This window comes from Candidatus Micropelagos thuwalensis (assembly GCF_000469155.1).
GTDB lineage: Bacteria > Pseudomonadota > Alphaproteobacteria > RS24 > RS24 > Micropelagius > Micropelagius thuwalensis.
Genome location: NZ_AWXE01000003.1, coordinates 1 through 12,477, shown reverse-complemented (window position 1 = coordinate 12,477; position 12,477 = coordinate 1). Strand labels below are relative to the sequence as shown.

Genomic DNA, 12,477 nt, shown 5'->3' with positions numbered 1-12,477 from the left:
AATTGAGGGTTTATGAAAAGGTTTTTCTTATTGGTAGCAGTTTCATGCTTTCCACACGTCAGTCATGCAACGGAAAATGAGAGCATCAGCGAGGACTCGCTGATCTTAGGTGCTGGGCTGGGCGTCGCCTCTTTACCTCATTATCCCGGATCAGATGAGAATGATGATTATTTCCTGCCAGTGCCTTACATCGACTTTAGGTCTGACCGACTGAGCGTCAATGATAAAGGCGTACATGCGGAATTGATTAATACCAATATCATTCAGCTTGATTTTGATATTACCGGTTCTTTTCCGGTATCCAGTGATGATAATACCGCGCGTAATGGTATGCCTGATTTGGGGTTTTTTGTCGAAATAGGTCCTGAAGTTAGCCTCAGGCTCATTCAGAAACAAAATTATTACATTAGTTTAGATATCCCTGTACGCGCCTCATTTGAGCTTTTAGGTGAAGATGAGGCTTTTGATGATAAATTTGTGCAAGATGCAGGTTATCTTGTAGAGCCTCGGGTGCATTATGAGGCCAAAAATGGAAACCTATTTTATGATTTTGATATTGGTATCATCTGGGCGAGTGAGGCGTATCAATCAAAGTTTTTCTCGGTAAATCAGGAATTTGTAACAACCGACCGTGCATTCTATAAAGCCAGAAGCGGGTTATTGGGGCATAGATTATCATCAACAATTAAATATGAGACAGATAAGTGGCTTATCCTGAGTTATGTGAAATATATTGATCTTTCTAAAGGGAAGAACGAATTAAGCCCCCTCATCAAAAAAGATGATTATCTCCTTGGGGGGATAGGTTTCGTTCGCAAATTCAAAATATGGTAAAAAAGTTTTTACTCTCTGCCTTTTTTGTTGTTTTTTTCTTTTGCTCAACTGGGTATAGCTTGGAAAATAGACAAATTCTTATCCAAGAGATTGAAGATACTTTCGCTGAAGATATTATTTCAAGTAGTGAGGTATCTAAGAAAAGAAAATTTTATCGCAAATATCCTTATAAATTTGAGGCAGGCCCAGCTAAACTTTTTTTGTTTCACAGTAATCCGGAATTAACCTTAAAAACAATTTTGGGTGAAGAAAATTTCCTTAAAATTAACAAAAAATTAATTTCAGAACTTACTGAAGCTCTTAAAAATACATTCAGAAGATATGCATATGAATGGCTAAATAGTAATCTTAACACTAGCCTTAGGCTAAAAAAATTACTTTGATAAATAATAAAAGCGCAATCTTAATTGTTGAGAGGAATCTGAAAATTGTACCTGACTTGGATTTAAAACTTTTTATTAATAAAACTAATCATGGCTGGAAGGTTTATGATTTTGGTTTTTGGGACTTTAGATATACAAAAATGAAGCGTGGGTTATATTTAAGGTATTTAAAGAAAGATGACATTGAGGGTCTGATTAATCATTTAAACGAAAAAATTATAAATTTTTTAAAAAATTAATTTTTAATATAATAACCTCTTGACAAAAGGTTGTTTTTTAGTTTTTTCTATTTGTTTGCTAATATAAATTAGCTTTTAAGTTACTTTTTACTAAGGTGATTCAGATGTTTAAAAAATTACTTGTTGCTTTAATCGCAATAATCATGACCAGTTCTGCTTATGCACAATCTGAGTCATCTGCTGGTGGTGCTGGTGCTGGTGCTGGAGCTGGTGCTGCCGCTGGTGCGGGAACCATTGCTGGTGTCTCAGTAGCTACTGCTGTTGCTATTGGCGCAGCCGTTGTTGGTGTAGCAGTTGCTGCTGATGATGATGATGACGACCCAGCTCCCACTCCTGCTGCTGCTGGTGATGACGCAGGCGGTACAGGCGGTACAGGCGGTACAGGTGGTACAGGTGGTACAGGCGGTACCTAAGAGCTTTATTTAATAAAATGAATAAAATTTTTAAAATGGCCCTTCTACTAGGGCCATTTTTCTTATTATCATCTTTTTTCATATCCTTTGGTGCTAAAGCTGGGGATTTGGGAACAACCGGGATTATAGATATCCCTTCTGCTCGCATGATGAAAGATGGCTATCTACGTGCTACGGTCTCAAAACAAGACACAGTAAGCGTTTACTCTCTTAATTATCAAGCGACACCTTGGTTTGAAACAACTTTTAGGTATGTGGGGTTTGAAGACTTTTTTTACTATGACAGAAGTTACGAAGCCAAAATAAGGCTGTTGGAGGAAAGTAATTACTTACCTCAAATTGCTATTGGTATAAGGGATGTGGCTGGTACTGGAGTTTATGGTTCAGAATATATTGTTGGTTCCAAAAAATATGGTCCCCTAGATGTTACCCTAGGTGTTGGGTGGGGCCGCCTTGCTGGAAAAGGTGATTTTGATAACCCGTTAAAAAATATTTCTGATAGATTTGAAGAGCGAAGTGCTGTTACTGGCCAAGGTGGAGAGTTTAGTTTCGATAACTTCTTCAGCGGTAAAAATGCCGGAATTTTTGGAGGCCTAACATATGCTGTTCCTAATTACCCATTGAAAATTTTAGCTGAATACAATCCTGACGAGTATAACTTCCAGGTTGGAAGAGGTAGCAAATCCCCAGATACCCCATACAGCTTTGGCTTAGAGTGGGAGTTGTTTGAAGATCTTCATCTGGCTGCAAATTACAAACACAACGATGAATTTGGATTTAAGATTTCTGCGAGTTTAAATACAAAGCAAACTTCGCCAAAATATCCTGAAAGATTCTATAAATCCACTCTTGATATGAAAAAAAACGAGTTTCCCGAAGGCTATAATCCCTCGAGTTGGTATGATCGCTTATTGCTTGATATGAGCAAGGCAGGATTAATTTTAATGTCTGCAGACTACGAGCCTGAGGGGGAAGAAATTAATCTTGAGGTAAGTAATAAAGACTATAGAAGTTGGCCCGATGCTATTGGCGTTGCATTAAGATTGGCTGACCTTCACCTTCCGCAAAATTTTAAATCTATTGCAATTACTGTTAATGAGGAGGGGTACCGTCTTCATACATTGGAAACAATAAGGCCTATGAATATTCACAATGATAGTGTTGAAACTTTTGTAAATCAGTTGGATATATTATTACCTAGACAGATTAAAAAGCCGTTTCGTAGGACTAATTTTGTTAAATTTAGAATACCTGTTGATATTGCATTGCAAAACCGTCTGCAATTAATGGATCCCGATGAACCTCTAAGATACCAGTTATATGCCCAACTAAAATCTACAATACCTCTTCCAGCTAATTTTACTATTCGATCATCTATAGCAGTCGATTTGGAAAACAACTTCGATACAATAATTAGAGAAAGTGACTCAGTATTACCAAGGGTAAGATCGGAAATGAAAAAATATTATCAACAAGGTGAAACTGGCGTTGAAAGTTTTTTCTTAGCTTATCAAAATTCAATAAATAAGATCACCTTTATCAGGTTAGAGGCCGGTATTTTTGAGGAAATGTTTTCAGGTATAGGGGGAGAAGTTTTATTTTCTAAGCCTCAATCAAGGTTTGCAACGGGCGCTAGTTTGCATTGGGCAAAGAAAAGAGATTATGACCGTCAGTTTGACCATCTGGATTATGAAGCTGTTACCGGATTTGTGAGTGCTTATTGGGCGACACCGCTTTATAACTTTGATGCTGCGCTTCATGTTGGTCAATATCTTGCTGAGGATAAGGGGGCAACCTTTGAACTTCGACGAACTTTCGATAATGGATGGAAAGTAGGTGTTTGGGCTACACAGACAGACGTATCTGCTGAGGATTTTGGAGAGGGTAGTTTTGATAAAGGTCTTTACTTTAAAGTTCCTCTTAATGCATTATTTGGTCGTGATACAAGGAACAATTATCAATCTCGCCTCAGAACCATACAACGTGATGGTGGGGCAAGATTAGAGGGTTTTTCAGGTGAGTTGTGGCATAGCTTAAGAGGTGCTAGATATGACACTTTATCGAATAACAAGAGTAGAATGAAACCATGAAAAAAAATACAAACTTATACCTAGCTTTTTTAATTGCTATTTCTTTCATAAATTTTTCATGTTCAGTATCTTCTAGTCAGATAGGAGCTTTTACTTCCTCTAATCCTCAACCTAAGATGCAAAACTATTATTGGGATGCGACTTATGACAATCTTAATTATAAATTAATAGCTATGGAATTACCTAATGGAACTCTATTTGCTGATAAATTTGGAAACTCATTATTTTTTGATGGATGGTCTGTAGTGTCTATTGTTGGTTTTGGCGACTTTGAAGGAGAATATGATATTCAAGGCGACGAGGTTGGTTCTGTAGAACTTAATGATGAGGATGCATATTCTATTCAAAAGAACTGTGGTGAATGGGAAGAAAACTTGCAGGATAATCTCTTAATTTTTAATCAATCTTGTGAAAGTGAAGTTAGATATATTAATAAAATTGTTGTTAATGATGCTGATGAAATTATTGAAATACAACAATATATTGAGCCACAAAATAAACTTATGACATTAACAAAACAAAATTAGACCAAGTAAATAGCAAGTGGATTGGTATGTTTCCCTTATTTCGTAATTCAATTTTTAAAAGATATTGTCTTTTATTTTCCTTATTCGGCGCAGCCTTTGCTTTGAATTTTTTTTCAATAGGTATTGTCTCTGATACCCTTGCACAAACAAGAGATCAAAAGGAACTTGCTCAAAGTCTGGGGTTTGATATTGACGATTTAAAGGGAGGTTTTGAAGATAAAGAAACCGGTATCGGCCGGGAGATGGAAGATTTTACCATCGAGTTGCCTGATAAAAAAGATAAAGAGGATTTAAGAACTTACCTGGGCTTCCGAGGAGATTTGTCACGATTTGGGGAGGAGCTTTTTTCTTCCGAGAGGGGGGAGTTCAAGATTGCAGATGATGCTCAGGCCCCCGATGATTATCTTTTGGGGTTGGGTGATCAAATTATCATTCAATATTATGGTGCTGAAAGCGTAAGCTATACAATTGAAATTGACAGAAACGGGTCAATCTTACTGCCAAAAGTTGGGCCGATTAATCTTAATGGTCTGAAGTTATATGAGGCGCAAGAACTCATACGTAACCGTGTAAACTCCCAACTGGTTGGCGTTAATGCGACGGTTACAATTGGCAAAACAAAATTCATCAATATTTTTATTGCAGGCAATGTTGAGGCACCTGGTGTTTACTCAATGCCGGCCCTCTCGAGAGTTACGCATGCCCTCTATCTGGCTGGTGGCATTACTGAACTAGGTACCTACAGGAATATTCAGGTCAAGAGGGGGGGGAAGCTCGTTGGTAAAGTCGATCTGTATGATTTTCTCATTAATGGGGACAATTCTTCCGACATTAATTTGAGGTCAAATGATGTCATTTTGGTCGGGGAGTCGAATAAAAATTTACAAATAACCGGTGCGGTCAAACGTCCAGGAATTTTTGAGCTTAAGGGCGGCGATGATGCAAAGGCGATAATCTCCTATGCGGGGGGGATGGCGCCAGGGGCAGATATCGAGGCTGTTATTTATTCATCACTGATTTCCGATTCACCGAATAAAATTTTAAATTTTAGTCAAAACGAAAAGTTTAGTTTTTTTGATGGTGACGCCATCCACTTCAATTTTAAGGCTACGTCATACACTAAGGTGAATAAATCAAATTATGTAATGAATAAAGCCTCTGCTATCCGTGTAAATATTCAAGGTGAAGTGAATTATCCTGGTACTTATCTAATGGCTGCTGGTGAGCGCATTAGTGACCTTATGGCACGTGCTGGTGGTCCGACGGAAGCCTCTTTTCTGCATGGGGCTGTTTTTACACGTGAGAAAGTTCGCCAAAGAGAAGCTTTTAGGGCCAGAGAATTGGCTGAGGAAGTGCGGCGGCAAGTTGTTAGTTCCTCTCAAACCCAGTCAACTAATCAGCTGGATGTCGAAGATGTTGAATTCATTACTGAACAGCTTGAAACTTACTCAGGAATAGGGCGTGTTATTATTGATTTGCCACGCGCATTGGCAGGAAGGAATGATGCTAATTTAGTTCTTTCAGATGGGGATGCGCTTTATATTCCTGAAAGAAGTAATACGATAACCGTTTTTGGAGAGGTAAGGCGTCAAAGTTCATATGTCTATAATTCGCAATTTGAAATCGAAGATTACTTAACGTTGGCTGCTGGTATAACGCAACTGGCCGATGAAGATAATATTTATATCGTCAAGGCCAATGGTAATGTAGCACAACCCAAGGGCGGCTGGTTTAGATATGGTTCGGACAAGCTTTTAAGTGAAGGTGATACCATTATTGTACCAGTGGATTATGACTATCGTCAGTCTTTGCCATTCTGGAGAGATGTGATTTCTATTGTTTATCAAGGGGCAGTCGCGATTGCTGCTATCAGTGGGTTGTAGCTATGTCTGAATCTAAGGTTGACATTCCAGCTGATGAAATAGACCTGCTGGAACTGATGAAAGTTCTATGGGATAAAAAAAGAATAATAGCTACCTTCACCGTTATCGCTGCCTTCATTTCTATTATTTATGCCATAACTTTACCTAATTTTTTCCAAGCTGAAGCGCTTGTTGCCCCTGCCGAAGATGGAAAAGGTGGAGGCATGTCTGGTATTGCAGGACAATTCGGGGGTCTCGCTTCTTTAGCTGGGGTTGCATTGCCAGATGATGGGATTAACAAGGCTTCCTTAGGGCTTGAGGTTCTGAAATCAAGAAAATTCATTCGTGAATTTGTCGAACGCCATAAAATCGCTCCTCAACTCCTGGCTGTTCAACGTTGGGATGCAGGGACAAGAAAGCTTGAGCTTAATTCCAGTTTATATGATGTTAAAACAAAAACATGGGTTAATGAGAGTTACACACCATCAAATGAGCAGATATACAGTGCCTTTATGTATGCTTTGGTGATTGAAGAGGATACTGCAACTGACTTTATCAGAATAGGGTTCAAACATGAGAGTCCTGACATTGCCGCAGAGTGGACAGGCTTGGTCATCAAGGATCTTAACAACGCCATTCGAGAACAAGAAATTAAGGAAGCAGAAAGTTCTATAGCTTATTTACGTCAACAAATAGATCAGACACCGCTTACAGAACTTCGTAAATTATTTTTTAATCTCATTCAGTCACAGACTGAAACTATGATGTTGGCAAATGTTCGTGAAGAATATGTTTTCAAAACTATAGACCCTGCAACAGTTCCTGAGTCCAAATCTGAACCTTCGCGGGCTATCATTAGTTTAATGGGAGCTTTTTTAGGTCTATTTTTTGCAATTTCATACTTTGTAATTGATTATTTTTATAGTTATCGTAAATCTGACTAAACATCAGAAACAAATGTTTAATTTTAATAGTTATTGATATTAAAAATTATTAATGCAAGGTCCAGAAGTTCTAATTGGATGAGGCTTAATCTTTATATGAATTTAATTGCTTTTATCAATAATTTTCTTGATTATGATCTCTATCTTATGAACATTCCATTAATAATTATGTCAACACATTTAGAAAACGTTATTTTGTGAAAAAAGCCCTAATAACTGGAGTTACAGGACAAGATGGTTCTTATCTAGCAGAGTTACTGCTTGATAAAGGTTATGAGGTCCATGGAATTAAACGTCGTTCTTCTTCCCTTAATACCCAGAGGGTAGATCATATTTATGAATACCCCCAATTAGAAAATCAGCGCTTTAAGCTGCATTATGGTGATTTGACAGATACAAGTAATTTAATACGCCTATTATCTGATATTGAACCTGACGAAATTTACAATTTAGGTGCTCAGAGCCATGTAGCTGTCAGTTTTGAAACACCCGAATACACAGCAGATGTAAATGGCGTTGGTACGTTAAGGTTGCTTGAGGGTATAAGAATTCTTGGCTTAGAAAAGAAAACTAAATTCTATCAGGCTTCTACATCTGAGCTATATGGGTTAGTCCAAGAAGTTCCCCAGACAGAAAACACACCTTTCTATCCACGCTCACCCTATGCAGTTGCTAAGCTTTATTCCTTTTGGATAACCGTTAATTATCGCGAGGCATATAATATCTTTGCATGCAATGGCATTCTCTTTAATCATGAAAGCCCACGTAGGGGGGAAACCTTCGTTACTCGAAAAATTACACGGGGTCTTGCCCAAATTGCTCTAGGTATAGAAGAGTGCCTCTATTTAGGCAATCTTGATGCATTGAGGGATTGGGGGCACGCTAAAGATTACGTGCGTATGCAGTGGATGATGTTACAACAAGACGAGCCACACGACTTTGTAATTGCAACTGGTAAGCAGCACTCAGTTCGAGAATTTTTCAAGTGGTCAGCGAAAGCATTAGGCATAGAGCTTGAATTTACAGGCAATGGTATCGATGAAATTGGAACTGTGACCGCAATTGAGGGTGACAGGGCTGCTAATGTTAAAGTTGGTCAAGTTATTTTAAGAATTGATAGTCGATATTTCCGGCCTGCTGAGGTCGAGAAGCTTTTGGGAGATCCTTCAAAGGCTAAAAAGATGCTTGGATGGGAACCCCAAATATCTGTCCAGCAGATGTGCAAAGAAATGGTCGATGAAGACTATCAAAACACAGCTATGAGATACAAATACAGGTAGAAGATTAATGGCTGATACCAAAATAACAATTGTTGGCTCTGGATATGTGGGAATGTCATTAGCTGTATTACTTGCAAAGAATAATGATGTCATAGTATTAGATATTGATAGCTTTCGTGTAGAGCAAATTAACAAAGGGTTATCAACAGTTGTCGATAATGAAATTGAAAAAACTCTTAAAGACACAAAATTATCTTTAGTTGCGACAACAGATAAGTCTGAGGCATATTCAGATTCTGACTATATTGTGATTGCAACACCTACAGACTATGACACAGAGACAAATTATTTTGATACGAGTTCTGTTGAGACGGTTATTGCGGACGCGCTTGAATATAACAATAAGGCTCTAATCATTATTAAGTCTACTGTTCCAGTGGGTTTTACAGCGCAGATGAAAAATAAATTCGTTACAGAGCGCATTGTTTTCTCACCCGAGTTCTTGCGTGAAGGTCGCGCCCTCTACGATAATCTTTACCCTTCAAGAGTTATTATTGGTGGTGAATGTCCAGATGGAAAATTTTTTGCGAAACTTCTGTGCGACGCAGCATTAAAAACCGATATTGAAACCCTATATATGCGCCCTACTGAAGCGGAGGCAGTGAAACTATTCTCAAACACCTATCTTGCAATGCGAGTTTCATTTTTCAACGAGTTAGATAGCTACGCATTGGCGCATAATCTTGATACTAAGTCTATAATTGAAGGTGTTTCATTAGATAACAGAATTGGTCAACAATATAATAATCCTAGTTTTGGCTATGGTGGCTATTGTTTACCAAAAGATACGAAGCAATTACTGGCAAATTATGAACATGTTCCTCAAAACTTAATCCAAGCGATTGTCACGTCTAATACAACCCGAAAAGATTTCATTGCTGATAGAATTCTTGCTCAAAGCCCAAAAACTGTTGGGATATATCGCCTCGCCATGAAAAAGGGTTCTGATAATTTTCGATCATCTGCTGTGCAGGGTATTATGAAGCGTATTAAGGCTAAGGGTATAGAAGTTATTATTTACGATCCATTACTCGAGGCTGATAAATTCTTTAATTCTGAGGTAGTAGTAGATTTAGTAGATTTTAAATCTCGATCTGAAATAATTATCGCCAACCGCCGATTTGATGAACTGAGTGACGTTTCACATAAAATTTTCACAAGAGATATTTTTGGCATTGACTAAGATTGCAACTTCAAAAATATATATTTAAGTTATGGACATCATGACCCAGATTAAGTTTTGCGCATTGTTGTAAACCTTTAAGGAAATTAACTCATCACCCTCACAAAGAGAATTTTTTTGTAGCCTTTAATTCGTCAACTAGTTTGACACTTATTGGTTTCTAAGGGCGGTATCCCGATGTAATGGATTATCGAAAATGACGAAAATAAAGAAAACGATTTCAGACATTATAGGTAAGAATAATTGGATTGATGGTAAAGATGCTCAAAAATACTATCGCGACTGGCTAAATATTAATGGCACCATTCCAATGGGTGTTGCTTTTCCTGCCAACACAAATGATGTTTCTGAAATTGTGAAGGTTTGCTCTCATGAAAATATAGAAATTATCCCCCAAGGAGGAAATACAGGTCTTGTGGGAGCCTCGGTGCCTAGTCAGGGTAAATCCATTATCGTTTCATTTGAAAAGATGCATAAAATAATCAAATTGGATGTGGACAGTGGTCTAATGGTCGTCGAGGCTGGTGTAATTTTAGCTGATGTTCATGCAGCTTTAAACGAGACAAATTTAGAATTCCCTATGCACCTAGGGTCTGAGGGGTCTGCTAGAATTGGAGGTCTAGTTGCAACGAATGCTGGTGGTAATCAGGCGTTTAGGTTCGGTATGATGACTGATTTGGTTTTAGGCCTGGAAGTTGTTTTGCCAGACGGGCAGGTGTTTGAAGGTGTCAGGGAGGTTCAAAAAGATAATTCAGGGTATCAACTGAGGTCTCTTTTTTGTGGGTCTGAGGGTACGCTAGGACTGATAACCAAAGTAGTTTTAAAATTAGTGCCAAAATCCACAAATGTTGAAACTGGCCTTGTAGGATTTAAAGATCTAAACACAGCAGTTAAATTTTGCCGTGATTTTAGTTGTCAGTTTCATAATTTTTTGATGGCAATTGAGTTTTTTACTGATTTTGGTGTTGATCTGATTTTAAAACTTTCAACTGATAATGATTTTCCCGTAAAGGACAGAGCATCAATTTATGTTTTGTTTGAATTGGGTGCTACATCATCACTTCTGGATATACGTAAGCCTCTGATTGATTACTTATCAAGCAATCTAGTTTCCTCAGAATTGGTAGATTGTATTGTAGCAAATTCAGAGTCACAGAGACGTAAAATATGGTTTTTTAGAGAAGAGCAGCCTGAAGGACAGAGATTAATAGGGGAGCAGATAAAAAACGATATATCCGTTCCCATTGGTTCAATAGAAGAATTTATTACTCGCGCTATTAAAATTTGTTCTGAAGTAAACCCAAATTTGCGAATAAATTATTTTGGGCATATGGGGGATGGAAATATTCACTTTAATATATCTCCACCTGAAGGTAATGCTGCTTTCACAGAGAAAGAAAGAGGACTCAGCCAAAAAATTGCCGCATTAGCAAACGAAATGAATGGTAGCTTTGCTGCAGAGCACGGAATTGGGCGGACCAAAAAAGTTATCTACAATGAACTAAGGGGGGAAGCAGAAAGAGATTTACGGTTAAAAATTAAAAAGTCTATTGATAATCAAAATATATTTAATAAAGGTGTTATCAATTAATTCATTTGTTTGTAGTTAGGCTATTTATGAAATAGTCAAATAAGTTCACTCAGGTTTAGTTATTGTGTTTCTTGGAAATTATAAGGTTTCTAAATAACGAACCGGAATACATACCTTAAATCATATTATATTTTTGTACCTATTGCATGACTGAAATCAGCCAAAACTCATCAATCACAATACTTGTTACTGGTGCTTCAGGGTTTATTGGGCGACAGCTTATCGAAACTCTTTCTCAGAGCACTGCGAATTACAAAGTCATAGCCTTAGTTCGAGATTCCAATCAATTTGACTCAAGCTTTAATGTAATTAAAGGAAACATTAATATTATTGATGATAGGATTAACAAAATTCTTCATAAGGTTGATGTTATCGTTCATGCAGCAGGGGTTTCTAAAACTCCTTTTTTAATGGGACGAACAAAAAAACACGAAATTTTCCAGACAAATTGTAACGCTACAATCGCTCTTGCCAATTCTGCAATTGAAGCTGGGGTCAGCAGGTTTATTTTCTTGAGTAGCGCTAAGGTATTTGGTGAAGCAGAAATTAATAAACAGCCATTTAAAATTCTTGATAAACCTCAACCAGCAACATTTTATGCACATACAAAAAGACAAGCTGAAAAAAAATTGATTGCATTAAGCAAAACCACTGCAATGACAATCCATATAATCAGGCCACCATTAGTAATTGGTAAGCCTGGAAATATGAAAAAGGGACTTCTTGATAAAATACTATCTTTGGGAATTCCGATGCCCATAGCAGGATTTAAAGAAAATTTAAGAAGCTATGTTAAAGTTGACACGCTGTGTGAGGGTATTCAGAGTCTGATATTGGATAATTCTAAAAAATCGACAATTAGAGTTTTCAAGGAAAAAAAAGATATTTCAACATCAGAAATTTTTGAGCTTATCGCAAATCAATCTGGTCACAGTTTACGATCTTTTTGCTTTCCGCCTATAATTATTAAAATTTTTTGTCGTTTATTATTTTTAAAAAAATTAGAGCAGAGTCTTTTGGGAAATCTTAGGTTTAAAGATGATAGTTCTAACGAGTTAATTTGAAATTTAAGAAATATTTGTTTGAATTACTTGATATAAAGCGCAAGATATATGTATATCCTTATAATTC

General features: G+C 37.3%; 11 protein-coding genes. All 11 read left to right on the top strand.

Annotated features, from left to right (window positions below; all coding sequences use genetic code 11):
- Positions 1–12: 12 nt before the first annotated feature.
- The 11 genes from RS24_RS09710 (at position 13) to RS24_RS03695 (ending at position 12,410) form a co-directional block, all read left to right on the top strand.
- Positions 13–834 (top strand): MipA/OmpV family protein, encoded by an 822-nt coding sequence (locus tag RS24_RS09710; protein ID WP_021776862.1) that lies wholly within the window; start codon positions 13–15, stop codon positions 832–834.
- Between the two features lie 59 nt (positions 835–893).
- Positions 894–1,217, top strand: coding sequence for a hypothetical protein (locus RS24_RS03745; RefSeq protein WP_131443726.1), 324 nt, complete (start codon positions 894–896; stop codon positions 1,215–1,217).
- A 343-nt stretch (positions 1,218–1,560) separates the two neighbouring features.
- Positions 1,561–1,869 (top strand): hypothetical protein, encoded by a 309-nt coding sequence (locus RS24_RS09995; RefSeq protein WP_021776859.1) that lies wholly within the window; start codon positions 1,561–1,563, stop codon positions 1,867–1,869.
- 17 nt (positions 1,870–1,886) lie between these two features.
- The gene (locus tag RS24_RS03730; RefSeq protein WP_021776858.1) at positions 1,887–3,959 is read left to right on the top strand and encodes a YjbH domain-containing protein; all 2,073 of its coding nucleotides are present in this window, start codon (positions 1,887–1,889) and stop codon (positions 3,957–3,959) included.
- Positions 3,956–4,486 carry a hypothetical protein gene (locus RS24_RS03725; protein ID WP_021776857.1) on the top strand — a complete coding sequence of 177 codons (531 nt, stop codon included), beginning with the start codon at positions 3,956–3,958 and terminating at the stop codon, positions 4,484–4,486. Before RS24_RS03730 ends, RS24_RS03725 begins: the two co-directional genes overlap by 4 nt.
- Positions 4,487–4,587: 101 nt before the next feature.
- Positions 4,588–6,369 (top strand): SLBB domain-containing protein, encoded by a 1,782-nt coding sequence (locus RS24_RS03720; protein WP_192814055.1) that lies wholly within the window; start codon positions 4,588–4,590, stop codon positions 6,367–6,369.
- 2 nt (positions 6,370–6,371) lie between these two features.
- Entirely contained in the window at positions 6,372–7,292 is a 921-nt protein-coding gene (locus RS24_RS03715; protein WP_021776855.1) for a Wzz/FepE/Etk N-terminal domain-containing protein, read from the top strand.
- Between the two features lie 197 nt (positions 7,293–7,489).
- Positions 7,490–8,572 (top strand): GDP-mannose 4,6-dehydratase, encoded by a 1,083-nt coding sequence (gmd, locus tag RS24_RS03710; RefSeq protein ID WP_021776853.1) that lies wholly within the window; start codon positions 7,490–7,492, stop codon positions 8,570–8,572.
- A 7-nt stretch (positions 8,573–8,579) separates the two neighbouring features.
- Positions 8,580–9,755 carry a nucleotide sugar dehydrogenase gene (locus tag RS24_RS03705; RefSeq protein WP_021776852.1) on the top strand — a complete coding sequence of 392 codons (1,176 nt, stop codon included), beginning with the start codon at positions 8,580–8,582 and terminating at the stop codon, positions 9,753–9,755.
- A gap of 196 nt (positions 9,756–9,951) precedes the next feature.
- Entirely contained in the window at positions 9,952–11,346 is a 1,395-nt protein-coding gene (locus tag RS24_RS03700) for an FAD-binding oxidoreductase (protein WP_021776851.1), read from the top strand.
- A gap of 146 nt (positions 11,347–11,492) precedes the next feature.
- Positions 11,493–12,410, top strand: coding sequence for an NAD-dependent epimerase/dehydratase family protein (locus tag RS24_RS03695; RefSeq protein ID WP_021776850.1), 918 nt, complete (start codon positions 11,493–11,495; stop codon positions 12,408–12,410).
- Positions 12,411–12,477: the final 67 nt, after the last annotated feature.